The following is a 25,149-nucleotide window of genomic DNA, read 5'->3' as shown; positions in this document are numbered from 1 at the left end:
CGCCGGGCCGCGCGGGCTCAGCGCCGCGCGGCGGTCACCGTCGCGTCGATGAGCCAGCGCGAGATGGAGTACGCGGGCGGCAGTTGCGCCGGCAGCGCATCCAGGCCGAACCATTGGGCGCTGGTCAGCTCGCGCCCGTCGACCACCGGTTCGGCCCGCGGGTCGGCGGCACGGGCGGTGAAGCCGGCGAGCAGCACGCCCGGGCCGGAGATCGCCCATGGTTGGCTGCCGAAGTAGGCCAGCCGGTCGACGGGCAGCCCGACCTCCTCGCCGACCTCCCGGTGCACCGCCGCCTCAAGCGTCTCGCCGGCCTCGACGAAGCCGGCCACCAGCGCCCACAGGCCGGTCGGCCCGGTGGCGTGTCGGACCAGCAGCAGCTCGTCAGCGTGCCCGGGCGGGCCGGGCCTGGTGATCGCCACCAGTACGGCGGCGGAGAGCTGCATCGGCACGTACAGGCCGCAGTCGGGGCACCGGCGGGCGGTCTCGCCGGGCTGGTCGGTCAGTTCCGCCCGGCAGGCGCCGCACCACCGGTGGGTACGCCGCCACGTCAGCACCGCCAACGCCCGGCCGGCGAGCGTGGCGTGCGGTTCCGGTACCTCGGCGGCGAGCGACGCCCAGCCCCGCGCCCGGCCGGGAAGGCCGTCGACGGTGGTGGTCAGGTCGGTGCCCCACGCGGGCACCCCGTCGAGCGTGCCCAGCGGCACCCAGTCGGTGTCGGCGGGCAGGTCGGCGACGCGGAGGGGCTGGCCGTCGACGCCGGTCAGCAGCTTCGCGCCGGTCACCGGCAGGGCCAGGTCGCCGGGGCCGGGCGGCCGGCTCCGATCGGCCCCGGGCAGGAACCCGCCGGGCGGCCCGGTGGAGGTGGGTCCGGTCGACGGGTCGGTCACGAGCCGCCGGGGCGGCGGTCCACCACGCCGGCGCCGGCGGGCGGCTCGAACGCGCCCTCGTCGACAGTCGCTGAGTAGTCGCTCAACGCCAGCTCCATCGGCTTGCCGTCGACCGGCCCGGTGAAGCTGCCGAGCACGCCCTCGGTGGTCACGCAGGCGGTGAAGTCGCCGGACGAGCTCTCCACGGCGACGCAGGCGGCGTGGTGCCCGGCGACTGTGGTGTCGCTCTGCTTGATGACCGCCTGCGGGTCGAGCGCGGCGGCGGTGAGCAGCCCGACCACCACCGGCGGCGTGACGAGGCCCTGCCGGTTGGCCTCGCCGAACAACGTCACTGTGGGCTTGCTGCCCGGGGTGGGCGGGGCGACAAGCGTGCACTCCGGGCGTGCGCCGGTCGTCGTGCACCGGGTGATGGCCTCCGGGGTGACGATGAGTCGACCGCCCGGGTAGGCGTACGTGGATCGCGCCGGGTCCTGTGCCTGCACGATCGCGGCGCGTTGGCCGCCGGGCAACTGGTAGTCGGCCGAGTAGGTCAACTCCAGGGCCCGATCGAGCCGGGCGGCGAGGTCGTTGACGAGTTCCGAGCGGCCCATGGCGACTCCGGCGTCCTCGAATGTCTGACAGCCGGTGACCGTGAGCGACGCGATGACCGACACGGCGAGCATGCGGAGGGTGGTCGAGGCGGCGGGCATGGCGACCAGCCTGGTCGATTCGGTCCGCGCAGCGCAAACCCGTTGCCGGTTGACGCCCGGAAATCCGGGAATGTCCGTCAACGCGGGGTGACCCGGGTGCGCGGGCGACGCCGTGCCCGTTCGCGCCGCCCGATACGCTGCGTTCAACACCTGCCTCAGCCGCACCGTCGCGGCCCACCCACGGACCGGATCACAACAACGAGGAGCGACTTAGTGGCAACCATCGAGGGAATCGTCGCCCGGGAGATTCTCGACTCGCGGGGCAACCCGACGGTCGAGGTCGAGGTCGGTCTGGACGACGGCACGGTCGCCCGCGCCGCCGTGCCGTCCGGCGCCTCCACCGGCGCCTTCGAGGCGATCGAGCTGCGCGACGGTGACGACGACCGCTACCAGGGCAAGGGCGTGGAGAAGGCGGTCTCCAACGTCGAAGACAAGATCGTCGACCAGATCATCGGGTACGAGGCCAGCGAGCAGCGGCTGATCGACCAGAAGATGCTCGACATCGACGGCACGGAGAGCAAGTCGGAGCTGGGCGCGAACGCCATCCTGGGGGTCTCCCTGGCGGTGGCGAAGGCCGCTGCCGGCAGCGCCGAGCTGAGCCTCTTCCGCTACCTGGGCGGCCCGAACGCGCACCTGCTGCCGGTGCCGATGATGAACATCCTCAACGGTGGCGCGCACGCCGACTCGAACGTCGACATCCAGGAGTTCATGATCGCGCCGATCGGCGCGCCCACCTTCCGTGAGGCGCTGCGCTCGGGCGCGGAGGTCTACCACGCGCTGAAGTCGGTGCTGAAGAAGAAGGGCCTCTCCACCGGGCTCGGCGACGAGGGCGGCTTCGCGCCGAACCTGCCGACGAACGCGGCGGCCCTGGACCTGATCGCCGAGGCGGTCGAGAAGGCCGGTTACCGGCTCGGCACCGACATCGTGTTCGCGCTCGACGTGGCGGCGACCGAGTTCTTCGACAACGGCACCTACACGTTCGAGGGTGCCGCGAAGTCCGCCGAGGAGATGAGCACCTACTACACGAAGCTGGCCGACGAGTACCCGATCGTGTCGATCGAGGACCCGCTGGCGGAGGACGACTGGAGTGGCTGGCAGACGCTGACCGCCTCGATCGGCGACCGGGTGCAGATCGTCGGTGACGACCTGTTCGTGACCAACCCGCAGCGCATCGCCCGCGGTATCGCGGAGAAGGCGGCGAACGCGGTTCTCGTCAAGGTCAACCAGATCGGCTCGCTGACCGAGACCCTCGACGCGGTGGACCTGGCCCACCGGGCCGGCTTCAAGTGCATGATGAGCCACCGTTCCGGCGAGACCGAGGACACCACCATCGCCGACCTGGCTGTGGCCACCGGCTGCGGCCAGATCAAGACCGGCGCACCGGCCCGCTCGGACCGCGTCGCCAAGTACAACCAGCTGCTCCGGATCGAGGAGGAGCTGGCCGACGCGGCGCGCTACGCCGGCGCTGGCGCGTTCCCGCGCTACCGTTCGGCCTGAGCCACGAAGCCTCGGGGGAGGGGTGTGACGATGCAGCAGCGCCGCACACCGGGTGGTCAGCGTCCCGCCCGCCGGCCGGGTCAGTCCGGTCGGCCGGGCGGTGGGCGCGCCACGCGGGGATCGGTCCGGGAGGCCGGCGTACGCGCCGAGCCGCGGGCCGCCGGTCGCGCGCCGGGTGCTGCCCGGGGCGCCGAGGGCGTCCGCTCCGCGAACCGTCCGGCCGCCGCTCGGCGTACCGCCGCCGGTGGTGCCGTGAAGCGGCTCGCCGCACCCAACCCCCGTCGCTTCACCGGTCGCGCCACGGTGCTGTTCGCGGTCCTGATCGCGCTCGCCCTGGCCTACACCTACCCGGTCCGGGTCTACCTGGACCAGCAGGCCGACATCGAGCGGATGGAGGCTGCGCAGGCGGTGCAGGAGCAGGAGATCGCGAAGCTCGCCGCCGAGGCCGCGAAGTGGAAAGACGACGAGTACATCAAGACGCAGGCTCGGGAACGGTTCTTCATGGGCCGGCCGGGCGAGAAGATGATGGTGGTGCTGCACGACCCGGAGGGCGCCGCCCGGGACGCCGGGAAGTCGGCCGGTTCGGCCGCCCCGGCTGGGCCATCGACCTGGTACGACACGCTCTGGTCGAGCGTGCGGGCAGCGGACAGCCAGCAGCCGGGCAAGTGACCCACCGATCAGCGCACCAGGAGAGACAGTGACTGTCGTACCACCGTCGGAGCCGGCGGCGGATTCCGTTCCCCTGCCGCAGCGCGAGCCGGCCACCGAGGCCGACCTGGCCGCGGTGGCCGCGCAGCTCGGCCGCACGCCCCGGGGCACCCGCGCGGTGGCCCACCGGTGCCCGTGCGGCCTTCCGGACGTGGTGGAGACGACCCCCCGCCTCGCCGATGGCACCCCGTTTCCGACCCTCTACTACCTGACCTGCCCCCGGGCCACGGCCGCGTGCAGCCGGCTGGAGTCGGCGGGGCTGATGAAGGAGATGGCGGACCGGCTGACGACGGACCCTGAGTTGGCCGCCCACTACCGTGCCGCGCACGAGGACTATCTGGCCCGCCGGGAGGCGATCGGTGAGGTGCCGGAGATCGCCGGCATCTCGGCCGGCGGGATGCCGGGCCGGGTGAAGTGCCTGCACGTGCACCTGGGTCACGCGTTGGGTGCCGGCCCCGGGGTGAATCCATTCGGTGACGAGACCCTGGAAGTTGTCGAGCCCTGGTGGTCGGCGGGGCCGTGCGTGGACGTGTCGGCGGGCGAATGAGTGCCCAGGCCGGGTCCGAGGCACCCGAGAGTCAGATCCTGGTACGGCGGGCCCGCACCGGGGATGTGCGGGGCATCCGGCGACTCGTCGACACGTACACCGACGACCGGCGGCTGCTGAGCAAGGCCACCGTCACCCTCTTCGAGGACGTGCAGGAGTTCCGGGTCGCGGTCCGGGCCGAGGACGACGTCGTGGTGGGCTGTGGCGCACTGCACGTCATGTGGGAAGACCTGGCCGAGATCCGCACGGTGGCCGTGGACCCGTCCTGCCGGGGCCGGCGGATCGGTCACCGGTTGGTCGGTGAGCTGATCGACGCGGCCCGGGAGTTGGGCGTGGCGCGGATCTTCGTGCTCACCTTCGAGACCAGGTTCTTCGGCTCGTTCGGCTTCCGCGAGATCGACGGCGCTCCGGTGCCGCAGCCGGTCTACGAGCAGCTGCTGCGCTCGTACGACGAGGGCGTCGCGGAGTTCCTGGACCTGGAGCGGGTCAAGCCGAACACGCTGGGCAACACCCGGATGCTGCTGCGCCTGTGACAGGGAGTCAGCTGGGCGGGCTGCCGTAAGGTTGCTGCCGTGACGACGCGTGTGGCGGCCATCGACTGCGGGACCAACTCGATCCGACTGCTGGTCGCCGACCTGCCCGACGCCTCGGCCGGGCCGCAGGCGCCGCTTGTCGACCTGACTCGGCGGATGGAGATCGTCCGGCTGGGGCAGGGCGTGGACCGCACCGGCCGGCTGGCGCCGGAGGCGATCGAGCGGACCCGGGTGGCGTTGGCGTCGTACGCCGCCGACATCGAGAAGCTGGGTGCCCAGCGGGTGCGGATGTGTGCCACCTCGGCCTCCCGTGACGCCGCCAACGCCGACGACTTCACCGAGATGGTGCAGGCCACCCTCGGTGTCGCGCCCGAGGTGGTCAGCGGCGACGAGGAGGCCCGGCTGTCGTTCACCGGCGCGGTGCGCGGGCTGCCCACCGACGCGAAGGAACCGTTCCTGGTCGTCGACATCGGTGGTGGTTCCACCGAGTTCGTGGTCGGTGACCGGGCCGCCGGGGTGCGGTCGGCGATCTCGGTGGACATCGGCTGCGTCCGGATGACCGAGCGGCACCTGCCCGGCGACCCGCCGCCGTCCGAGCAGGTCGCGGCGGCGCAGGCCGACATCGCGGCGGTGGTGGACCGGGCGCTCGCCGTGGTGCCCGGTCGCGAGGCGGCCACCCTGGTCGGCCTCGCCGGGTCGGTCACCACAGTGGTCGCGCTCGCGCAGGGCCTGCGGGAGTACGACCCGGAGCGCATCCACCACGCCCGGGTGTCGTACGAGGAGGTCGCCCGGGTGACAGCGGAGCTGCTGGGTCAGACCCGCGCGCAGCGGTTGGCGAACCCGGTGATGCACCCGGGGCGGGCCGACGTGATCGGCGCTGGTGCGCTGGTGCTTCGTGTGATCATGGAGCGGGCCGGGATGCCGTCGGTGGTCGCGTCGGAGCACGACATCCTCGACGGCATCGCCTGGAGCCTCCAGTCAGCCACCGCGCGCTGACGGCTTGATCAACTCGCCGTCGTTGAAACCGCGGTGTCCGCGCAGCGTGGACGTCCCGACTTCCTGAAAACCGAGTCGATCAACCTTCTGCGCGCCGGACTGGTCGGCGTGTCAGGGCGGATTCGTTGACGCTACTGCGCATTACGCACTAGTGTGCAATGCGTGGACACCACACAGTTACTGAAGGGCGTGCTTGACCTGGCCGTCCTGGCCGTGCTCCGAGAGGAGGACGGTTACGGTTACGACATCCTGCGCCGGCTACGCGAGGCCGGCCTGGAGGAGGTCGGCGACGCCTCGGTCTACGGCACGCTGCGCCGCCTCTTCGCCGCCGGCCTGCTCACCACCTACGTCGTGCCGAGCGAATCCGGGCCGCACCGCAAGTACTACTCACTCAACGCCGCGGGGCGCGACCAACTGACCCGCTCCGGCAAGATCTGGCGCTCGTTCGCCACCACAATGGACACGCTGCTCGACGATCGGGGGCTGGCGGCATGACCGTCACGGAGCAGGAGATCACCGACTACGTGGCGCGGGTCCGGGCCGCACTGGCCGACCTGCCGACCGGGCAACGCGATGAGCTGACCGAGGATCTCGCCGACCACCTCACCGAGGTCGCGGCCGAGTCCGAGGGCACCCTGCTCGAGCGGTTGGGCGAGCCCGAGACGTACGCCGCCGAGTTGCGCGCCGCGGCCGGTGCCGCGCCGGGCGGTGGGCGCAATCTCGACCAGCGGGTGGCGAGCGCGATGGCTCAGGTCCGTGGCCGGCTGCGCACGCTCGACACCCGACTCGGCCCACCCCTGGGGTACGCGACGGCCAGCGACTTCCTCCGACTGTTGCGCCCGGCCTGGTGGGTGCTGCGCGGTTATCTGGCGGCGATGCTGGTCACCGTGGTCACCACCGGTGGCGAATTCGGGCTGCTGCCGAGGTTCGGCGGTGAACTGCTCGCCGGCCTGATCATGCTGATCGGCTTCGTGCTCGCCTCCATCTGGATCGGTCGCCGTTCGGCCCAGCTGACCGGTTGGCCGCGCTCGGCGGTGCAGGTCGGCAGTGCGGTGCTGGCAGTCTTCGCGTTCGCCGCCCTGATTCAGGCCGAGGACCGGATGCGTTACGGCTACTACGGCTACGACCAGACCTCGGTGGACAACCCGTACGACCGGATCACTGACGTCTTCGTCTACGACAGCGAGGGCCGCCTGGTGGAGAACGCCCGGCTCTTCGACCAGAACGGCAACCCGATCCGCCTCGGCTACCCGAATTGCGACGAGGCTCTCAACGCCGACGACAAGCCGGCGCTGCGGACGTACCCGTTCTGTCCGGGCGAGGCGCCCTTCGGGCCCCGAGGGCCGGGTGTGCCCGTCGCACCGCCGGAGCCGACCAGCACGCCGGAGCCGACCGGGACGCCGGAGCCGACCGGGACGCCGGAGCCGGCCGGGACGCCGACGCCGACCACGAGTCCGGCGAGCCCGACCGCGACGCCGAGTGGCGCACCGACCCCGACCCCGACCAGTTAGGCCGGTGTGAACTGGATCATGCGGGTGAAGCTGGGAAATGGCTGAACGGACGAGGCGAGCGGGACGGCACCGGAAATCAATGATCGTTACGGTGTCGTCTGCTCATCAACCCCTCGGAAGGAACCCCCGTGCCAGAGCAGGTCGCACCGCCCCCCGCGCCCGACGCCGCAACCCCTGAGCCGGCCGTCGAGACGCCGCAAGCGGCAGCGCCGCAGCAGGCCAAGCCGGAGTCGGCCGCCGAGACGCCGCAGCAGCCGGCCGAGTCGGAGTCGGCCGCCGAGACGCCGCAGGCCGCCGACACGCTGCCGGCGGCCGAGCCGAAGGCGGAGAAGTCCGGCGGGAAGAAGGCCCTCGGCATCGTCGGTGCGATCCTCGCCATCGTCGTCATCGCCGGCCTGAAGTTCGGCGTCGCCTCGGCGATCGGCAACTACTTCAACAAGGACGAGACCGCGGACGCCAAGACCGGCGACTGCATCGCCGAGCTGCCCGAGGTCACCGGCACCGAGCAGGAGGAGGTCGACGGCGCCAAGGTCGTCGAATGCACCTCCACCGATGCGGCGTACAACGTGGTCGGTCGGGTGGACGGCCAGAGCGAGGCTCAGGCCAAGGCCGACACCACCTGCACCCAGTTCTTCAAGGAGGACGAGGAGGGGTACATCTTCTCCAGCATCGAGCCGGGCAAGACGGGCTACGTGCTCTGCCTGACCAAGAAGGTCTGACCACAGCGGTAGATCGGCATCGACGGCGGCGGGAGCAGACCCGCCGCCGTCGGCGTACCCGGAGTCACCGGGGTGCGAACAGGAGGTGAATGCCACTGTTCCGGCGTCTTCCCGACGGCCCCGTGGCGTGGCAGGCTACCGGCACGTAGGACCACTGGGCGACCAGCCAACGATGACTGACCGCTAGGAGGACGGCCCATGGGCGAAATGGTGAGCTACCGCAGCAACGGGGGCACGAGCGAGGGGTATCTCGCGATACCCGCCAGCGGCACGGCCAGCCCCGCCGTCATCGTCATCCAGGAATGGTGGGGCCTGGTCCCGCACATCCGGTCGGTGGCGGACCGGTTCGCCGAGGCCGGTTTCGTGGCCCTCGCCCCGGACTTCTACCACGGTGAGACGACAAGCGAGCCGGACGAGGCGCAGCGGCTCCTGCTGGCCATGCGGATGGACGAGGCGGCGAAGGACATCGCCGGAGCGGCCGACTATCTCGCCGGGCGACCCGAGGTAACCGGTAAGGTCGGTGCCGTGGGCTTCTGCGCCGGTGGCAGCCTGGCCCTCTGGTCGGCCACCATCTCCGAGCGGATCGTCGCCACCGCCGGTTTCTATCCGGTGCTCCCCTGGGAGTCGATGCGCCCCGACTGGGCCGACTACGCCGGCAAGGCCGCCGTCATCCACTGCTCCGAAGAGGACGGCACCTCGGCCGACGAGGGCGTACAGACCGCTCGTCGGGCGATCGAGGAGGCCGGCGGCGACTGCCACCTCTACGACTACCCGGGCACCTCGCACGCCTTCTTCAACGACGACCGGCCGGAGGCGTTCGACCAGCGCGCCGCCGCCAGCGCCTGGGCCCGCACCCTGGAACTCTTCCGGGCGAAGCTTGGCTGAGACGCGTACCCCGGAACAGGTGGTCGCCCGCGCAGCGCGGGCGACCGACCTGGCCGACCTCGACGCGGCGGTGAGCGACTGTTTCGCCTGCCCACGGCTGGTCGAATGGCGGGAGGAGGTCGCCCGCACCCGGCGGGCCGCCTTCCGCGACCAGGAGTACTGGGGTCGGCCGGTGCCGGGGTTCGGCAGCGGTGACGCCCGGATCGCCATCCTCGGGCTGGCGCCCGCCGCGCACGGTGGCAACCGCACCGGCCGGATCTTCACCGGTGACCGGTCGGGTGACGTGTTGTTCGCCGCGCTGCACCGGGCCGGGCTGGCCAACCAGCCGACCAGCGTCGCCGCCGACGACGGGCTGACAGTGCGGGACCTGCGGGTCTTCTCGGCCGTCCGGTGTGCGCCTCCGGACAACAAGCCGACCCCTGCGGAACGGGACACCTGCGCACCCTGGCTGCATCGCGAGGTCGCGCTGATCCGGCCCACGCTGCGGGTCGTCGTCGCGCTGGGCGCGTTCGCCTGGGCAGCGTGGTGGCCGGTGCTCCGGGCGGTGTACGGGCAGCGCCCGCCCAGCCCGCGACCGGCGTTCGGTCATGGGGCACACTGGTCCGGCACGAACGCCCCGGACGTGCTCGGCTGCTACCACGTCAGTCAGCAGAACACCTTCACGGGGCGGTTGACACCAGGGATGTTGGACGACGTCTTCGGCCAGGCTAAACAGCTGGCCGGAGTGGACTGAGACGACGCGTGGGGTGGTGGCGATGACAGACGGAACACGCCCGCCCACACCGGCACCATCCGCCGAGCCGGGTGTGCTGCCTCCGGTGCTCGGCCTGCTCCGCCGATGGTGGCCGGTCGGTGCGGTCGCCGCCCTGCTCGCCGGTGCCGCGCTGGCGTCCGCCCACTCGTCGATCGGGGCCAGTCGGATCCCGCCGGCGGCGGACAACGTTCCGTGGGTTCCCGAGTACCCGACCGTCGAGCCGTCACCGTCCATCCCGATCGAGCCACGTGACGCCGGCGAGGCCACCCAGGCGCACATTCCGCAGTGGGTCGGCACGGTCGCGGTGGTCCTGCTCGGGCTGGCCATCCTCGCCGCGCTCGGCTACCTCAGCTGGGTCCTGATCCGGGGCGCGCTGCGCCGCACCACCCGGGCGGTACCGGCGCAGCGGGCCCGTCGCACCGCCGAGGGCACCGCCCGCGAGGTGGTGGCCGCCCTCGACGCCGGCCTGGTGGAGCTCGACGACCGGGACACCGACCCCCGGGTGGCGGTGATCGCCTGCTGGGTGCGTCTGGAGGAGACCGCCGCCGCGGCCGGCGTGCCGAGGCTCGCCGGGGACACCCCCACCGACCTGGTCAGCCGGCTGTTGCAGGGTGATCCGGAGGCGGGCGTGCCGGCCATCGCCAGCACCGACGTGCTGGCGGAGTTCGCGCACGTCTACCGGGAGGCCCGGTACGCCACCCACCCGGTGGGTGAACGCACCCGGGACCAGGCCCGCGCCGCGCTCGGCCGGCTGCGCGGAGAGCTCACCACGGCGGTCGCCCTGTGAGCAGCACCAGCATCGACGATCTGCTCGCGTTCGAGGAGGAGGCGGCACCGGTCGGTCCGCAGGCGCGCGCCTCCCGGTGGCGTCCGGTGCTGCGATCCCTCGCATGGGCCGCGGCGCTGGTCGCGGTCCTGCTCGTCGGCCTCCGCGCGGTGGGCCTGCAGGTCTCGTTGCCCGTACTGATCGCCGGGGTGCTCGCCGTGCTGGCGGTGCGCCGGGTCACCGCCCTGCTCGCGCCGCCGCCATCCCCGCCGGGTGGTGGTCGGGTCGGCGCGGGCGAGGAGGATGGCAGCTACAACTGGGATGCCCGGGACGCGCTGCGGAGCGCGATCAACCGGTGGGAATGGCCCCTGGACTGGTCCTCGACCCGACCCGAAAGGTTCAGCGGCACGGTCCTGCCCCGGATCGGTGAGCTGGCCGACGAGCGGATGCGGCTGAAACACGGCGTCACCCGTGAGTCGGATCCCGCCCGCGCTCGCGTCCTGCTGGGTGACCGCCTGTGGACGTTCCTGGAGACCCCGCCTCGCCGCACCCCGTCGCCGCGCGAACTCGCGGTGATCGTCGCCGAACTGGAGAGCATCTGATGAACGACGTGGACCGGAGCATTGCCCCCGCCGAGGTCGGGCAGCTGGCTCGGGCGGTCCTGGACGCGGTCGGCACGGTCGTGGTCGGCAAGCGGGACGCGTTGGAGCTGGTCCTCGCCGGCATCCTCGCGGGCGGACACGTCCTCCTGGAGGACCTGCCAGGGCTTGGTAAGACGCTCACCGCCCGCTCGTTCGCCCAGGCCCTCGGGTTGGACTTCCGTCGGTTGCAGTTCACCCCCGACCTGCTCCCCGCCGACGTCACCGGCTCCTTCCTCTACGACCAGCGCAACGGAGACTTCACCTTCCGGGCCGGCCCGGTCTTCACCAACCTGCTCCTCGCCGACGAGATCAACCGGACACCGCCGAAGACCCAGTCCGCACTCCTGGAGGCGATGCAGGAGAAGCAGGTGTCGGTGGAGGGGGTCACCTACAAGTTGGACGAGCCGTTCCACGTGCTGGCCACCGCCAACCCCATCGAGTACGAGGGCACCTACCCGCTGCCCGAGGCGCAGCTGGACCGGTTCCTGCTGCGGGTCTCGTTCGGCTACCCCCAGCACGAGGAGGAGTGGGAGGTGCTGCGCCGTCGGATGAGCCGTCGCCGGGAGGAGGCGGACATCAAGGCGGTGGTCGACGCGGCGACGCTGCGGGCCATGCAGGCCGCCCTGGAGGACGTGGTGGTGGAGGACTCCATCGGCCGCTACATCGTGTCGCTCACGGCGGCCACCCGGGAGCACCCGTCGGTGCTGGTCGGGGCCTCACCTCGCGGTTCGCTGGCGCTGTTGCTGCTGGCCCGGGTCCGCGCGGTTTTCGGCGGGCGGGACTACGTGGTGCCGGAGGACGTCAAGTCGGTGGCGGCGCCCGCCCTGGCGCACCGGATCACCCTGCGCCCGGAGATGTGGTTGCGCCGGGTCGACCCGGCGTTCGTGGTGGGCGAGGTGCTGGAGGCGACTCCCGCTCCGGCCAGTGGCGCCCTGCCCAGCTACGCCGCCGGCGGGCCCCGGCACTGATGACCGGACCGACAGTGCCGAGGGCCACCGAAGCGGAACCGGCTGCCGGCTGGGCGCCCACCCCGGCGCTCGGCCGCGCGGTGCTGCTCGCCGGCCTGCTGCTGGTGGCCGGCGTGCTGCTGGGTCGGGTGGACCTGGTCGTGCTCGCCGCGCCGTTCGCGCTGGGCACCGCGTACGCGCTGCGTCGACGGCCCACGGCCCTGCCCGAGGTGTGGATCAGCCAGGGTGACGGCGGGCCGCTGGTCGAGGGCGGTGACGTGACGGCGGCGGTGAGCGTCGGCAATCTGGACACTGTCGACTACGACCTGGTGGTGATGCGTTCCCGCGTGTCGCCGTGGCTGCGGATCGACCGGGCCGGCTTCGCCCGAGACGAGGCCGTCGACGACGGAGCGACAGGCACCCTCCCGGCGACCGGTGCGGCGGCTGCGGGCAGCGGCGGGCGTCGTTCCGTCGCGGACCGGCCGTTCGTGACCTCGGCGCCGATCGGTGCCGCAGTCGACCTGGAGTTGGCCGGCAAGGCTCTGCGCTGGGGCCGGCACCCGATCGGCCCCGCCGGTGCCCGGGCCGCCACAGCGGGCGGTCTGCTGGTTTCCCGGGCGGTGATCATCGAGCCGGTCCGGGTGCGGGTGTACCCGCGTACCGAGCCGTTCGAGGCGGTGGAGGCGATGCCCCGCGCCGCCGGCCTGGTCGGGGCGCACCACTCCCGCCGGCCCGGCGAGGGCGGCGAGTTGGCCGGCGTACGGGTGTTCGCCCCCGGCGACCGGTTGCGCCGGATCGACTGGCGGGTCTCGTTGCGGGCCCGGCAGCTGCACGTGGCGGCCACCCTCTCCGACCGGGACGCGGAGGTGGTGGTGCTGCTCGACGTGCTCGCCGAGGCGGGCCGCTCCGGTGGGGTGGACGGCGCCGCGTCGGTGCTGGACACCACCGTCCGGGCCACCGCAGCCATCGCCGAGCACTACCTGCACCGGGGTGATCGGGTCTCGCTGCTGGAGTACGGACCGGGAGCCCGCCGGCTCCGGCCGGCCGCGGGGCGGCGGCAGTACCTGACCGTCCTGGAGTGGCTGCTCGACGTCCGGGTGCACGCGTCCGCGCACGAGCCGTACGACCAGGTTTTCGGCCCGCAGTTGCTCTCCTCGGACGCGTTGGTGGTGGTGCTCACCCCGTTGCTTGACGAACGGTCGGCGCAGATGCTCGCCCGGTTGGCCCGCGGCGGGCGGTTCGTGGTGGCGGTCGACACGTTGCCGACCGACCTGGCGTCGCCGAAGGACCGGGGTTGGGCCGAGGTGGCGTACCGGCTGTGGCGCCTGGATCGGGAGATCATGATCGGGCAGCTCCGCGAGCACGGCGTACCGGTGGTGCGTTGGGCCGGTGCCGGCAGCCTGGACCTGGTGCTGCGGGACGTGGCCCGCTTGGCGTCGGCCCCAAGGGTGGGTGGCCGGTGAGCGCGAGGAGTGAGCTTGCGAGCCCCGCAGTCGCGAACGAAAGGCGGCGCGGTGAGCGCGAGGAGTGAGCTTGCGAGCCCCGCAGTCGCGAACGGAAGGCGGGTGCGGTGAACACCGTCGTGGAGCGGGTTCGGGCGGCGCAGTACGCCATCGCTCGGGTCAGTGTGGCCCCGCTGCTGGTCCGGGCCGCGATCTTCGTCATCGTCCTTGCCGGGTTCGCCCTGGCCTTTCCGTCAGAGGTGCTCTCCGGCCGGCCGATCCTCTTCCTGGCGGTTGCCGCCCTGTTGCCAGCTTTCGGTCCGCGTCGGATCTGGGCGACCTTCACGGCGTTGGTAACTGTCGGCGGTTGGCTGCTCGCCACCGACGGGTACGGCCGTCCGGTGGCCCTGTGGCGGCTGCTTGCCGTCGCGGCCCTGCTCTACCTGGCTCACACCCTCTGCGCGCTGGCCGCCCTGTTGCCCTACGACGCGGCGGTGGACCCCGACCTGATCAGCCGTTGGTTGGTGCGGTCGGGCGTCGTGTTGTTGGGTGCCGCCGTACTCGGCGTGCTGTTGTTGCAGGCGGCGGGGACGGGTGGGGGAGCCGGACACCAGTGGGTGACAGTGCTGGGGCTGCTGGTGGCGGTGGCGATGGCAGCGTTGCTGGGCTGGCTGCTGCGACGCCGGTGACCAGTGCGATCTGAGGGTTACGCAGGTCACATGGGTTGTGCTCCGTCACAGATGGGGGGCGCGAGCGGGATTACCTGAGCCGGCCGGGGAAAGATAGACAACGTGAATCCGAAGCGGATCCTTGTGGTTGGTGCCGGGCACGTCGGTCTGTACGCGGCCCTGCGCCTGTCGAAGAAGCTCAGCTCCCGTGAGGCTGAGGTCATGGTGGTTGACCCCCAACCCCACATGACCTACCAGCCGTTCCTGCCCGAGGCTGCGGCGGGCAACATCTCCCCGCGGCACTCCGTGGTGCCGCTGCGGCGGGAGTTGCGCCGGTGCAAGATGGTGGCCGGCACGGTCACGCGCATCGAGCACGACCGCAAGGTGGCCACCGTGCAGCCGATCAGCGGCCCGGCCCGGGAGATCACCTACGACCACGTGATCGTGGCGCCGGGTTCGGTCTCCCGCACCCTGCCGATCCCTGGCCTGCACGAGCAGGGCATCGGGTTCAAGACCATCGGCGAGGCGATCTACCTGCGTAACCACGTGCTGGATCGGCTCGACGTGGCGGCCGCCACTCCGGATCCCGACGTCCGCCGTTCGGCGCTGACCTTCACCTTCGTCGGCGGTGGGTACGCCGGCATTGAGGCGCTCGCCGAGATGGAGGACATGGCTCGCGACGCCCTGCGCTACTACCCGGAGCTCAAGCAGGACGAGGTCCGTTGGGTGCTGGTCGAGGCCACCCAGCGGGTGCTGCCCGAGGTCGATCGGGACATGGGCGCCTACACCGTGCAGCAGCTGATGAAGCGGAACATGGACATCCGGCTGGACACCCGGCTCGAGTCCTGCGTCGACGGGGTGGTCAAGCTCTCCGACGGTGACAGCTTCCGCTCCGACACGATCGTCTGGACGGCCGGCGTGAAGCCGTCGCCGATGCTGGACTCGACCGACTTCCCGCGTGACGACCGTCGTCGGATCACGTGCCTGCCCACGCTCCAGGTGGTCGACGGTGACCAGGTGCTCGAGGGTGCCTGGAGCGCGGGCGACTGCGCCGCCGTGCCGGACCTGACCAAGGAGCCGGGCAACTTCTGCTCGCCGAGCGCTCAGCACGCGGTGCGCCAGGCCGCCCGGATGGCCGACAACATCACGGCCGTGATCCGGGGTCGCGAGCCGGTGGACTACAAGCACAAGCACGTCGGCAGCGTGGCGAGCCTCGGCCTGCACAAGGGCGTGGCCCAGGTGTACGGGATCAAGATGACCGGTTGGCCGGCGTGGGTGATGCACCGTACGTACCACATGAGCCGGATCCCGTCGTTCAACCGCAAGGTCCGCGTGGTGGTGGACTGGTCGTTGGCGTTCTTCCTCAAGCGTGAGGTGGTCGCCCTGGGCCAGTTGCACGACCCGCGCGAGGAGTTCGTCGAGGCCTCCCAGCCGGTCGGCGCGCCCCGCGTCTGACGGCCAACTGCACCAAAGGGCCCCTTCCCGCCGTTCCGGTGGGAGAGGGCCCTTTCGTGTCCGTTGTCCTGGTCAGACGCGCCAGGTCCAGGCGTCGGCGATGCGGGTGGGTGGGCCGTAGAGCTGTTCCAGGGTGGCGCGCAGGCTGTCGGCGTGGGGGGCGTCGTCGGTGAGCGCCACGCAGGAGGCGCCCCAGAAGTCGGCGTCGCGGGCGGCCTGGCGGCGCTGCTCGTCGCCGATGGCCGGTTGGTCGCCGCGCCGGGCGACATCCGCCAGTAGTGCGGAGGTGGGCTGCTTGAAGGTGCCCATCGCCGCGGTGCCGCCCCTGCCGTACGGGCCGATGAAGAAGCCTTCCGGCAGCCCGAAACCGGCGTCGGCGGCGGTCGCCCAGCGCATTGGCCAGGGCTCCTTCGGGGTGGGCAGCGGCACCGGGACCAGCACCCCGCCCGGGGTTACGCACTGCCGCCAGTGGCCGCCGGTGATGAACTCCGGCACTGCCGGTCGCCCGGCGGTCGGCAGGGGGGTCGGGAAGATCGGCAGCAGCGCCACGCCGACGGCCAGTGGCACCAGCCGCCGCGCCCGACCGGAGCTGCGCAGGGCCCGGTCGACAGCGAGCACCAGCAGCGTCGCGACGATCGGCAGCAACGCCAGCGCGAAGCGCATCGGCAACGCACCGTCCACCACCGGCAGCCCACCGATCAGGGCGTACGGGCCGGGGATCGCCGTCCGGGTGCCGCCGAGCACCACCTCCGGGCCGAGCGACAGGGCTCCCATCACCAGACCCGCCACGACGCAGGCGAAGACCAGCCGGCGTCGGCCGGCCCGGACCGCGCAGACCGCGGCGACCAGCAGCAGTGGCCAGCCGAGGAAGGTGTTGTACTCGGCGGGGCCGGTGGTCAGCCGGGCGGATTCGTCGCTGCCCGCCACCGACAGTGGGGAGAGCGTCCACCAACTGCTCAGGTCGGCGGAGAAGTAGGCCGGGGTGAACATCCCGTCCGCGACGCCCTGCGGCCCGGCGAACTGGAACCACAGCGGATAGCCGAGCACCAGCAGGGCGAGCCCGGCGGCGATCGCCAACCCGCCGACGAACCCGGGAAGCGCCCTGCGGGCCAGGTCCCGGTCCGCCACGGCATAGCTGATCGCCATCACCAGCAGCGTGATCGCGGCGAGGAAGAGCACCTCCTCGCCGATGAAGACCTGCGCGGTGACCGCGCCGGCCAGCCCTGCGGCGGAGGTGAGCATCCGCCGCCGGTCCGGCCCGGTGGTTCGGGTGTGACCGGTCTCGTCGGTTGTCCCGGGCCCCGGGTCGGCCGCTCGCAGCAGCCGGACCACCAGCCAGACGATCACCGGCACCAGCCACTGGGCGGTCATGTGCAGGTGGCTGTTGGTCTGCGAGACCATGCCGGGTCCGAATCCGCACAGCCCGCCGCCGAGTGCGGCGGCCACCCGGCGGGTGCGCAGCGTCCGGTGGAACAGCAGGTACCAGGCGAGGGCGGTGCCGGCGAGGTTGGCGGCGGCGAGGAGCGCGAAGGTGACCGGCGCGCCCAGCAGCAGGGTGACCGGCGCGAAGAGGATGCCGAGTGCGATCACGGTGGTGTTGGCCATCAGGTTGACGCCGTCGGGAGCGTTGAGCCGGTCGGTGAGCAGGTCGAAGTCGCCGAGCAGCGCGCGGGCGTCCACCGCCAGGAACCACTCGTAGAGGGTCTGGTCCTCCGGATTGAGCGCCAGGATGCGGCCTCCCGGGTCGGGCCACAGCCCGTGGGTGAGCCAGCCGGCCAGCATCGCGAAGATCAACGCGGCCAGCAGATCCGCCCGGTGTCGGCGGACGGCGGCCAGCAGCCGGGTGGCCCGGGGTCGGCGGTTGACCTGATCGGCGAGGCGGAATGCCTGCTCAGGGGCGGCGTCGGGGGCCGTGGGGGCTGCGCTGCTCACGGCATCGACCCTAATGTGGCCTGGGCGGCGGGGTACGCCGGGTCGCCGCAGACCGGCTACGGTGACACTGCACCAGGCGTGTCGGCGCGCCGGTGCCACTCGCCCGGGTGGTGGAAAGGCAGACACGGCCGCCTTAAAAGCGGCTGCCGAGAGGCGTGCGGGTTCGACCCCCGCCCCGGGCACCGGTCGGCTCACACATTCTCATTCGTGATCTCCAGGACTTGGCTGCGCCGTTTACTCTTGGAGGGCACGTTCACGTGCAAACGACCCCCTGAGGGAGGCCAGACAGTGAAGACCTCGAACCCGGTGCTCGCCCGGCTCGGCCAAGCGGCCGAGCGGGAGCGCTCCGCCGGGTACGCCCCGGCCGGGCCGTACGGACAGCCCGGCATTCCCCAGCAGTACCCGTCCCAGGCCGGTTACCCGGCCGCGCCGCCGACCGTGGCGCCGATGACCGTCGACGACGTGGTCGTCAAGACTGTCGCTCTGCTCGGCATCCTTGGCATCACCGCCGCGGCCGCCTGGGTGCTCGTGCCCGACGCGCTGGTCGGTACCGCCTGGATCGGCGCGGCGGTGGTCGGCCTGGTCCTCGGCTTGATCATCTCGTTCTCCCGGATGGCCAACCCGGCGCTCGTGATCGCGTACGCGGTCGTCGAGGGTGTCTTCGTCGGCATGGTCAGCAAGGCGTTCGAGACGCGCTACGACGGCATCGTGCTCCAGGCCGCCGTGGCCAGCTTCGGCATCTTCTTCCTGATGGCGATGCTCTACAAGGCGAAGGTCATCCGGGCCACCCCGGCCTTCGTCAAGGGCATGATCGCGGTGATGGTCGGCCTCTTCGCCGTCATGATGATCAACCTGGTGCTGGCGCTGTTCGGCGTCAACACCGGTCTGCGTGACGGCAGCCCGCTGGCCATCGGCTTCAGCCTGGTCTGCATCGTGGTCGCCTCGCTGAGCTTCGTGCTCAGCTTCAAGGAGATCGAGGACGGCGTCCGGATGGGCCTGCCGCAGCGATACTCCTGGACGGCCGCGTTCGGCATCCTGGTCAGCCTGGTCTGGCTCTACATCGAGATCCTGCGCCTGCTGAGCTACTTCCAGGGCGACGACTGACCTCGTCCGCACTGCCGACCGGCGCCCGTCCCCACTCCGGTGGGGGCGGGCGCCGTCCTCCGCGCCGTTTGCCCGCCGCCGCCGGTCCGACCGGGGCAGAGTGACGTCGGGGGGACGCGGGCGAAGGAGGCGGCGGTGCGCAGCAACAACCCGGTGCTCAACCGACTGGACGAGGCCGGCCGGGTGGAGGCCCGGGTGCTCGGCGCCCGTGACGTCGAGCCGATGACAGTCGACGACGTGGTGGTCCGTACCGTCGGGTTGCTGCTCGTGACCGGCGCGGCCGCCGCGGTGTCCTGGGCGGTGATCCCCGACGCCGTGTGGCTGGGTGCCGCGCTGGCCGGCAGCGCTCTCGCCTCGATCGCGCTGGTCCTGGTCATCTCGTTGCGGGCGATCACCAACCCGGTGCCGATCGTTGGCTACGCGATCCTCCAGGGCCTGCTGCTGGGGGTGGCGAGCCGCACCTTCGAGCAGGTCTATCCGGGCATCGTGGTGCAGGCGGTGGCAGGCACCTTCGGCGTCTTCCTCGGCATGGCGGCGCTCTACCGGGCCCGGGTGATCCGGGCGACGCCCCGGTTGGCCCGCCTGGTGATCGGCACCCTGCTCGGCATCGCCGTGCTCAGCGTGGTCAACCTGGTGTCGTACCTGATCACCGGGCGACCGGGTCTGGCGGTCTACAGCGTCAGCGGGGAGGTCGGCTGGCTGCCGTACGTGTTCTCGGTGGTGGCCATCATCGCCGGGGCGTTCAGTTTCATCCTCGACTTCGACCTCGTCGAGCGCTCGGTGCGCGACGGTCGAGCCCGCCGGTACGCGTGGCTGAGCGCGTTCGGCCTGCTCACCGGGCTGGTCTTCCTCTACTGGCAGCTGCTGCGGCTGCTCAGCTACCTGCGCCGCTGACCGGCCCGACCCGGCGCGGTCGGTGTCGGCCGTAGACTCGGCGGCGATGAGCGCAGCGGAGTTGGACAAGGCCGTGCAGTTGCTGGTCCGTCAGATAGCGCACTGGCAGCAGCCCCGGTGGGCGGCGGTCGCGACCGCCGGCAACGTGTCCCGCGCCGACCTGGTGCACCGCCTGGTGCAGGAGGTGGCCAACCTGTCCGCCGACGCCGAGGGGGAGCCGCGCCGGGTCGTGCCCCGGCTCGACAACGACCTGGCCCTGCCGGACCAACTGCGGGTGGTCACGGCGGACCTGCTGGCCGCCGACCCGGGGCCCGAGGCGCTGGCCCGGGCCGCCGCCGAGGTGACGGCGACCCGTAGCGCGCTCTGAGGGCAGCTCGGCTCAGTTGAGCCGTTCGAGCACCATGGCCATGCCCTGGCCACCGCCCACGCACATGGTCTCCAGACCGATGGTCTTGTCGTGCCACTCGAGTGCGTTGAGCAGGGTGCCGGTGATCCGGGCGCCGGTCATGCCGAACGGGTGACCGACCGCGATGGCTCCGCCCATCACGTTCAGCTTCTCCTCCGGGATGCCCAGCTGGCGGTAGGAGGGGATGACCTGCGCGGCGAACGCCTCGTTGATCTCGACGAGGTCGACGTCGTCGATTGTCATGCCGGCGCGGCGCAGCGCCTGCCGGGACGCCTCGACCGGCCCGAGGCCCATGATCTCCGGCGACAGTGCTGTCACACCGGTCGAGACGATCCGGGCCAGCGGGGTGAGCCCGAGCTCCTCGGCCCGCCGGGCGCTCATCACCACCACGGCCGCCGCGCCGTCGTTGAGCGGGCAGCAGTTGCCGGCGGTGATCCGACCGTCCGGGCGGAACACCGGCTTCAGGCCGGCGACCGCGTCGAGGGTGACGCCGGCCCGGGGCCCGTCGTCGGTGCTCACCACAGTGCCGTCCGGCGTGGTGACCGGGGTGATCTCCCGGGCCCAGAAGCCGTCGGCGATGGCCTTCTCGGCGAGGTTCTGGCTGCGTACGCCGAACTCGTCCATGTCGGCGCGGGTGACGTCGTACACCTGGGCCAGGTTCTCTGCGGTCTGCCCCATGGTCAGGTAGATGTCGGGCAGCTCACCGGCCTCGCGCGGGTCGGTCCACACCTCGGCGCCGCCCTGCGCGCGCTGCTTCGAGCGGTCGCCGGCCGGGCCGAAGCGGGGGTTCTCCCAGCCGCCGCCGACCAGGGCCTGCGCCTCGGGCGGCAGCCCGTCGGAGCTGCCCCGGGCGTAACGGGAGACCATCTCCACTCCGGCGGAGACGAACACGTCGCCCTCGCCGGCCCGGATCGCGTGCATCGCCATGCGGGTGGTCTGCAACGACGAGGCGCAGTAGCGGGTCAGCGTGGCGCCGGGGACAGTGTCCAGACCGAGGAGGGTGGACACCACCCGGGCCATGTTGAAGCCCTGCTCGCCGCCGGGCAGGCCGCACCCGAGGTAGAGGTCGTCGATGGTGGTCGGATCGAGCGCGGGGATCTTGTCCAGCGCGGCCTGGACGATGGTGGCGGCGAGGTCGTCGGAGCGGACGTCGCGCAGGGACCCCTTGTGCGCCCGGCCGATGGGGGAGCGGGCGGTGGCGACGATGACGGCGTCGCGGGACGACTCAATCGGCATGGGCCAACGTTAACCCGCCAGTAACATGGCGCGGAAGAAGCGGACGCGGCGGGAAATGTCACCCCTGGCCGGGACGATCTAGCGGCGGGTGGTGGCCGCCGCCGCGGCGACGATGGCGGGCAGCAGCGCGTGCGCCCACACCCGGTAGCCGTCGGCGGAGGGATGGAAGCCGTCCTGGCAGAGCGTGCCGGCGTCGGCCCGGAACACCGGCCCGGTCTCGGTGGCCAGATCGACCACCGAGCCGCCCGCCTCCAGCACGGCAGTGGTCTGCGCGCGGGCCACCCGACGCCCGGACCAGCCGACCACCTGGCGCAGCGGAGGCGCGATGGCCCGCACCGCCCCGAGGTCGGGGCAGGTGCCCACCACCACCTCGACGCGCGCCTCCCGCAGCCGGTGCACCGCCGCGCCGAGATAGGCCGCCGCGTCGGACGGTCGGCGCAGCCCGGTGGCGTCGTTCGCGCCGATCAGGATCAACGCCACGTCGGGCCGCTCACCGAGCAGGGCCCGAGCCACCTGGGTGGCGAGGTCCGTCGAGCGGGACCCGGAGACACCGACGCTGGACAGGTGCACCCGACGGCCGGTCGGACCCTCGGCGAGCAGGTTGGCCAACTGCCCACCGATGGTGTCCTCCAGCCGGTCGACACCCACGCCCAACGCCGACGAGTCGCCCAGCAGCACCAGTCGCAGCGGAGCAGCGCCCGCCCGGCCGATCGTGGCGCGCAGGGCCAGGCCCAGCTCCGGTTGGGCGTAGCGTCGGTGCCGCGCGACGAACGCCTCACCGGCCAGGACGGCGGCGCCCCCGACGGTGCCGGCGAGCAGCGAGAACGCCGCCGCCCGACCCAGTCGGCCGGCGACGCCGGAGGTCACGCTCCGCGCGCTGCGCTCGTTCATGCCAGTCCCTCCACTGTCGAGGTGTCCGAGGCGGACCCGTGTTGCGGCACCGCGCCGACACCGAAGAACGCCCGTCGGCGCAGCTGCGCCCACCGGCCGGCGGGCCCTCGGTCGCGGCCCCGGACCTGGACGCCGCTGACCTCGGTGCCAGCGTGTCGAGCCGCCTCCTGCGCGGCCTTCGGCAGCGACCGTACGCCGTCGCCGCGGGTCGGTGTGGCCCGTCGTTCCGGGGTCGCGCCGAGGGCGGAGAGCATCGTCGGCAGGAGCGCGGCGGCGGCCATCGCGTACCCCTCGGCGGAGGGATGGAACCGGTCCCAGGCGAACATCCGGGTCGGCTCGGCGGCGAACCGGGGGCCGAGCAGGTCGCCGAGGGAGACCGTCCAGCCGCCCGTCTCGACCACGGCCACCGTCTGGGCCGCGGCGAGCTGGCGGCTCCAGCGGTGCGCCAGCCAGCGCAGGGGTGGCTGGATCGGGCGGATCGCGCCCAGGTCGGGGCAGGTGCCGACGACCACCTCGCAGCCCGCGTCGCGCAGGGTGTGCACCGCCTCGACCAGATAGCGCACCGCGAGGCCCCGTGGGGTGCGGTTGGTGATGTCGTTGCCGCCGATGAGGATCACCGCGATGTCGGGTCGGCACTCCAGCGCCGCCTCCACCTGGTGGCGCAGCGCCGCCGAGATGGCGCCGACCACCGCGAAGCGGTGCAGCTGCACCGGCCGGTGCAGTCGACGGGACAGGCCGGTGGCGAGCAGCGCCCCGGGCGTCTCCCGACGGCGGTGCACCCCGTAACCGGCCGCCGACGAGTCACCGAGCACGACCATGGTCAGCGCCGGGCCGGGGAACTTCGCGCCGTACATCCCGTCGCAGCGGGGCGGCGGCGCCTCGGCCATCGGGATGGTCCGTCGAGCCTGGCGGGCCTGACCGACAAGCACCCCGCCGGTCGCCACCGCGGCCGCCGCGGTGGCGCCTGTCCCGATGGCTGCCAGCCGAAGGAACCGCCGGGCCTGTCGCCAGCGCTCACCACCGGGTACGACGGAATGTGCCACCCCCATACCGCGACATTATCGCGCTGGCCCGACACACCGCTGTCGTCGTGACGGCACCCGGGTGCCTGGAAACCGACGCGACGGGGTACCAGGGTTCCAGAGGCCGGCCGACTTGCGCCGACCCGCCACGCTGATCCGGCGGAGAGGAGCGCGACGATGGGTAAGACACTGAAGCGCAGCGCGGCGTTCACGGCCCTTGCGCGGGCCCTGGCGGCCGGGGCGCGCAACGGGCCGTCGATCGGCACGCGGTTGGCCGCGTTGCCCCGGATGATCCGAGCCACGACCAAGGGGGAGTACGACGGCGGCCTCCGGCTGGCCCTGATGACCGCGGCGACGGCGTACATCGTCTCGCCGATCGACCTGCTCCCGGAGATCCCGTTGGCGATCTTCGGGCTGGCCGACGACGCGGTCATGGTCACCTGGTTGGCCGGCAGCGTCCTCGCCGAGACCGATCGGTTCCTGGAGTGGGAGGCCCGCCGCAGCTCGGTCATCCCCGGGGGGCTGGTGCCCTGACGACACGTACGCTGGGCGGCGAGGAAAAGTCTTCCCGGCCGCCCACCGCCGGCGCCGCAACGAAGGGCACACCGTGCAGTACTACGACAACGTCGTCGACATGATCGGAAACACCCCGCTGGTGCGTCTGCGTAACGTCACCAAGGGCATCCAGGCCACAGTGCTGGCGAAGGTGGAGTACGTCAACCCGGGCGGCTCGGTGAAGGACCGGATCGCGCTGCGGATGGTGGAGGACGCCGAGGCCGCCGGCCTGCTCAAGCCCGGTGGCACCATCGTCGAGCCGACCAGCGGCAACACCGGTGTCGGGCTGGCCCTGGTGGCCCAGCTCAAGGGCTACAAGTGTGTCTTCGTCTGCCCCGACAAGGTCAGCCAGGACAAGCAGGACGTGCTCCGGGCGTACGGCGCCGAGGTGGTGGTCTGCCCGACCGCCGTCGCGCCGGAGGACCCGCGCTCGTACTACAACGTCTCCGACCGGCTGACCCGGGAGATCCCCGGCGCCTGGAAGCCCAACCAGTACAGCAACCCGGCCAACCCACGCTCGCACTACGAGACCACCGGCCCGGAGCTGTGGAAGCAGACCGACGGCCAGCTCACCCACTTCGTGACCGGCGTGGGGACCGGCGGCACCATCTCCGGCATCGGCCGGTACCTCAAGGAGGCCTCCGAGGGTCGGGTGCGCGTCGTGGGGGCCGACCCGGAGGGCTCGGTCTACTCCGGTGGCACCGGCCGGCCGTACCTGGTGGAGGGCGTCGGCGAGGACTTCTGGCCGGAGACGTACGACAGGGGTGTCGCCGACGAGATCGTGGAGGTCTCCGACAAGGCGTCCTTCGAGATGACCCGGCGACTGGCCCGCGAGGAGGGGCTGCTGGTCGGCGGCTCCTGCGGTATGGCGGTGGTGGCCGCCCTGGAGGTCGCCCGCCGGGCCGGCCCGGACGACGTGGTGGTGGTGCTGCTGCCCGACGGTGGTCGTGGTTACCTCTCCAAGATCTTCAACGACTCGTGGATGGCCCGGTACGGCTTCCTCGACAACTCCGGCGCCGAGCCGACGGTGGCCGACGCGCTGGCCAGCAAGCCGGGCGGGCTGCCCGAGCTGGTGCACGTGCACCCGACCGAGACCGTCCGCGACGCGATCGACTACATGCGCGAGTACGGCGTCTCGCAGCTGCCGGTGCTCAAGGCCGAGCCGCCCGTGGTGACCGGTGAGGTCGCCGGCTCGATCGCCGAGCGGGACCTGCTCGACGCGCTGTTCACCGGTCAGGCCCACCTGCACGACACGATCGAGCGGCACATGGGCGACCCTCTGCCGATGATCGGTGGTGGTCAGCCGGTGAGCGAGGCGGTGGGCATGCTGGAGAAGTCCGACGCCGCGCTCGTCCTGGTCGACGGCAAGCCCAAGGGTGTGCTCACCCGCCAGGACCTCCTGTCCCACCTGGGCGCCCACTAACCGCCGCTGCGGGGAGCGCTCCGCGGGCGGCGCCCAACCTC

General features: G+C 72.2%; 26 protein-coding genes, 1 tRNA gene and 1 pseudogene. 22 read left to right on the top strand and 6 right to left on the bottom strand.

Features of this window, described 5'->3' with window-relative positions:
- Positions 1-17 precede the first annotated feature (17 nt).
- Positions 18-887: an NAD(+) diphosphatase gene (gene nudC / locus OH804_RS23635; RefSeq protein ID WP_406059572.1), complete on the bottom strand. Its 870-nt coding sequence runs from the start codon at positions 885-887 to the stop codon at positions 18-20.
- Positions 884-1,576 carry a hypothetical protein gene (locus OH804_RS23630; RefSeq protein ID WP_196921082.1) on the bottom strand — a complete coding sequence of 231 codons (693 nt, stop codon included), beginning with the start codon at positions 1,574-1,576 and terminating at the stop codon, positions 884-886. The genes nudC and OH804_RS23630 overlap by 4 nt, the downstream gene beginning before the upstream one ends.
- A 213-nt stretch (positions 1,577-1,789) precedes the next feature.
- On the opposite strand from OH804_RS23630, the gene eno reads away from it, so the two are divergent.
- From eno to OH804_RS23550, 16 genes are all read left to right on the top strand, one after another.
- Positions 1,790-3,073: a phosphopyruvate hydratase gene (gene eno, locus OH804_RS23625; RefSeq protein ID WP_350862090.1), complete on the top strand. Its 1,284-nt coding sequence runs from the start codon at positions 1,790-1,792 to the stop codon at positions 3,071-3,073.
- A 30-nt stretch (positions 3,074-3,103) separates the two neighbouring features.
- The gene (locus OH804_RS23620; protein WP_196921086.1) at positions 3,104-3,742 is read left to right on the top strand and encodes a septum formation initiator family protein; all 639 of its coding nucleotides are present in this window, start codon (positions 3,104-3,106) and stop codon (positions 3,740-3,742) included.
- Between the two features lie 28 nt (positions 3,743-3,770).
- A complete protein-coding gene (locus tag OH804_RS23615; RefSeq protein ID WP_406059569.1) occupies positions 3,771-4,328 on the top strand; it encodes a DUF501 domain-containing protein in 558 nt (185 codons plus the stop codon).
- Entirely contained in the window at positions 4,325-4,861 is a 537-nt protein-coding gene (locus OH804_RS23610) for an amino-acid N-acetyltransferase (protein WP_350862088.1), read from the top strand. The genes OH804_RS23615 and OH804_RS23610 overlap by 4 nt, the downstream gene beginning before the upstream one ends.
- Before the next feature lie 51 nt (positions 4,862-4,912).
- The gene (locus OH804_RS23605) at positions 4,913-5,857 is read left to right on the top strand and encodes an exopolyphosphatase (protein WP_406066645.1); all 945 of its coding nucleotides are present in this window, start codon (positions 4,913-4,915) and stop codon (positions 5,855-5,857) included.
- Between the two features lie 162 nt (positions 5,858-6,019).
- Complete coding sequence (locus OH804_RS23600) at positions 6,020-6,352, top strand: PadR family transcriptional regulator (RefSeq protein ID WP_196921092.1); 333 nt, start codon at positions 6,020-6,022, stop codon at positions 6,350-6,352.
- Positions 6,349-7,368, top strand: coding sequence for an HAAS signaling domain-containing protein (locus OH804_RS23595; protein ID WP_406059566.1), 1,020 nt, complete (start codon positions 6,349-6,351; stop codon positions 7,366-7,368). Before OH804_RS23600 ends, OH804_RS23595 begins: the two co-directional genes overlap by 4 nt.
- Before the next feature lie 128 nt (positions 7,369-7,496).
- Positions 7,497-8,087, top strand: coding sequence for a hypothetical protein (locus OH804_RS23590; protein ID WP_406059564.1), 591 nt, complete (start codon positions 7,497-7,499; stop codon positions 8,085-8,087).
- A gap of 198 nt (positions 8,088-8,285) precedes the next feature.
- Entirely contained in the window at positions 8,286-8,972 is a 687-nt protein-coding gene (locus OH804_RS23585) for a dienelactone hydrolase family protein (RefSeq protein WP_112671006.1), read from the top strand.
- A 19-nt stretch (positions 8,973-8,991) separates the two neighbouring features.
- Positions 8,992-9,705, top strand: coding sequence for a uracil-DNA glycosylase (locus OH804_RS23580; protein ID WP_406059562.1), 714 nt, complete (start codon positions 8,992-8,994; stop codon positions 9,703-9,705).
- A gap of 22 nt (positions 9,706-9,727) precedes the next feature.
- Positions 9,728-10,513 (top strand): DUF4129 domain-containing protein, encoded by a 786-nt coding sequence (locus OH804_RS23575; RefSeq protein ID WP_406059560.1) that lies wholly within the window; start codon positions 9,728-9,730, stop codon positions 10,511-10,513.
- A complete protein-coding gene (locus OH804_RS23570) occupies positions 10,510-11,094 on the top strand; it encodes a hypothetical protein (RefSeq protein WP_406059558.1) in 585 nt (194 codons plus the stop codon). Before OH804_RS23575 ends, OH804_RS23570 begins: the two co-directional genes overlap by 4 nt.
- Positions 11,094-12,101, top strand: a complete 1,008-nt coding sequence (locus OH804_RS23565) for a MoxR family ATPase (RefSeq protein WP_196921102.1) — start codon at positions 11,094-11,096, stop codon at positions 12,099-12,101. Before OH804_RS23570 ends, OH804_RS23565 begins: the two co-directional genes overlap by 1 nt.
- Positions 12,101-13,543, top strand: a complete 1,443-nt coding sequence (locus OH804_RS23560) for a DUF58 domain-containing protein (RefSeq protein ID WP_406059556.1) — start codon at positions 12,101-12,103, stop codon at positions 13,541-13,543. Before OH804_RS23565 ends, OH804_RS23560 begins: the two co-directional genes overlap by 1 nt.
- A gap of 107 nt (positions 13,544-13,650) precedes the next feature.
- Positions 13,651-14,211, top strand: a complete 561-nt coding sequence (locus tag OH804_RS23555) for a hypothetical protein (protein ID WP_406059554.1) — start codon at positions 13,651-13,653, stop codon at positions 14,209-14,211.
- A 102-nt stretch (positions 14,212-14,313) separates the two neighbouring features.
- Positions 14,314-15,645: an NAD(P)/FAD-dependent oxidoreductase gene (locus OH804_RS23550; RefSeq protein WP_196921108.1), complete on the top strand. Its 1,332-nt coding sequence runs from the start codon at positions 14,314-14,316 to the stop codon at positions 15,643-15,645.
- 72 nt (positions 15,646-15,717) lie between these two features.
- On the opposite strand, the gene OH804_RS23545 is transcribed toward OH804_RS23550, so the two are convergent.
- Positions 15,718-17,577: a hypothetical protein gene (locus tag OH804_RS23545; protein WP_406059552.1), complete on the bottom strand. Its 1,860-nt coding sequence runs from the start codon at positions 17,575-17,577 to the stop codon at positions 15,718-15,720.
- Between the two features lie 101 nt (positions 17,578-17,678).
- Here OH804_RS23545 and OH804_RS23540 point away from each other — a divergent pair.
- From OH804_RS23540 to OH804_RS23525, 4 genes are all read left to right on the top strand, one after another.
- Positions 17,679-17,759: transfer RNA gene (locus tag OH804_RS23540), tRNA-Leu, on the top strand.
- Between the two features lie 106 nt (positions 17,760-17,865).
- Entirely contained in the window at positions 17,866-18,681 is an 816-nt protein-coding gene (locus tag OH804_RS23535; RefSeq protein WP_196921112.1) for a Bax inhibitor-1/YccA family protein, read from the top strand.
- 135 nt (positions 18,682-18,816) lie between these two features.
- Positions 18,817-19,575 (top strand): Bax inhibitor-1/YccA family protein, encoded by a 759-nt coding sequence (locus OH804_RS23530; RefSeq protein ID WP_406059549.1) that lies wholly within the window; start codon positions 18,817-18,819, stop codon positions 19,573-19,575.
- 46 nt (positions 19,576-19,621) lie between these two features.
- Complete coding sequence (locus tag OH804_RS23525) at positions 19,622-19,942, top strand: hypothetical protein (protein ID WP_196921116.1); 321 nt, start codon at positions 19,622-19,624, stop codon at positions 19,940-19,942.
- A 12-nt stretch (positions 19,943-19,954) separates the two neighbouring features.
- Here OH804_RS23525 and OH804_RS23520 read toward each other — a convergent pair whose 3' ends face one another.
- The 3 genes and pseudogenes from OH804_RS23520 to OH804_RS23510 form a co-directional block, all read right to left on the bottom strand.
- Entirely contained in the window at positions 19,955-21,217 is a 1,263-nt protein-coding gene (locus OH804_RS23520) for an acetyl-CoA C-acetyltransferase (RefSeq protein WP_406059547.1), read from the bottom strand.
- Between the two features lie 78 nt (positions 21,218-21,295).
- Positions 21,296-22,108: an SGNH/GDSL hydrolase family protein gene (locus tag OH804_RS23515; protein ID WP_196921119.1), complete on the bottom strand. Its 813-nt coding sequence runs from the start codon at positions 22,106-22,108 to the stop codon at positions 21,296-21,298.
- Positions 22,094-23,157, bottom strand: a pseudogene (locus OH804_RS23510) (SGNH/GDSL hydrolase family protein); the annotation flags it as partial. The gene OH804_RS23515 and the pseudogene OH804_RS23510, both read right to left, overlap by 15 nt.
- Before the next feature lie 150 nt (positions 23,158-23,307).
- Here OH804_RS23510 and OH804_RS23505 point away from each other — a divergent pair.
- On the top strand, positions 23,308-23,664 hold the full coding sequence (locus OH804_RS23505; RefSeq protein ID WP_112582466.1) for a YkvA family protein: 357 nt from the start codon (positions 23,308-23,310) through the stop codon (positions 23,662-23,664).
- A gap of 73 nt (positions 23,665-23,737) precedes the next feature.
- Positions 23,738-25,108 carry a cystathionine beta-synthase gene (locus tag OH804_RS23500; RefSeq protein WP_196921122.1) on the top strand — a complete coding sequence of 457 codons (1,371 nt, stop codon included), beginning with the start codon at positions 23,738-23,740 and terminating at the stop codon, positions 25,106-25,108.
- Positions 25,109-25,149: the final 41 nt, after the last annotated feature.

It is taken from the genome of Micromonospora sp. NBC_00860, from assembly GCF_045207375.1.
GTDB lineage: Bacteria > Actinomycetota > Actinomycetes > Mycobacteriales > Micromonosporaceae > Micromonospora > Micromonospora vinacea.
The sequence above is the reverse complement of the archived record's forward strand: the minus strand, read 5'-3'. Positions and strand labels throughout refer to the sequence as shown.

What these genes read in the sequence shown, in the direction of transcription:
- OH804_RS23520 (WP_406059547.1), bottom strand. Translation starts at nt 21,217, where the DNA reads ATGCCGATTGAGTCGTCCCGCGACGCCGTCATCGTCGCCACCGCCCGC.
- OH804_RS23585 (WP_112671006.1), top strand. Translation starts at nt 8,286, where the DNA reads ATGGGCGAAATGGTGAGCTACCGCAGCAACGGGGGCACGAGCGAGGGG.
- OH804_RS23610 (WP_350862088.1), top strand. Translation starts at nt 4,325, where the DNA reads ATGAGTGCCCAGGCCGGGTCCGAGGCACCCGAGAGTCAGATCCTGGTA.
- OH804_RS23565 (WP_196921102.1), top strand. Translation starts at nt 11,094, where the DNA reads ATGAACGACGTGGACCGGAGCATTGCCCCCGCCGAGGTCGGGCAGCTG.
- OH804_RS23620 (WP_196921086.1), top strand. Translation starts at nt 3,104, where the DNA reads ATGCAGCAGCGCCGCACACCGGGTGGTCAGCGTCCCGCCCGCCGGCCG.
- OH804_RS23595 (WP_406059566.1), top strand. Translation starts at nt 6,349, where the DNA reads ATGACCGTCACGGAGCAGGAGATCACCGACTACGTGGCGCGGGTCCGG.
- OH804_RS23575 (WP_406059560.1), top strand. Translation starts at nt 9,728, where the DNA reads ATGACAGACGGAACACGCCCGCCCACACCGGCACCATCCGCCGAGCCG.
- OH804_RS23505 (WP_112582466.1), top strand. Translation starts at nt 23,308, where the DNA reads ATGGGTAAGACACTGAAGCGCAGCGCGGCGTTCACGGCCCTTGCGCGG.
- OH804_RS23630 (WP_196921082.1), bottom strand. Translation starts at nt 1,576, where the DNA reads ATGCCCGCCGCCTCGACCACCCTCCGCATGCTCGCCGTGTCGGTCATC.
- OH804_RS23560 (WP_406059556.1), top strand. Translation starts at nt 12,101, where the DNA reads ATGACCGGACCGACAGTGCCGAGGGCCACCGAAGCGGAACCGGCTGCC.
- OH804_RS23525 (WP_196921116.1), top strand. Translation starts at nt 19,622, where the DNA reads ATGAGCGCAGCGGAGTTGGACAAGGCCGTGCAGTTGCTGGTCCGTCAG.
- OH804_RS23515 (WP_196921119.1), bottom strand. Translation starts at nt 22,108, where the DNA reads ATGAACGAGCGCAGCGCGCGGAGCGTGACCTCCGGCGTCGCCGGCCGA.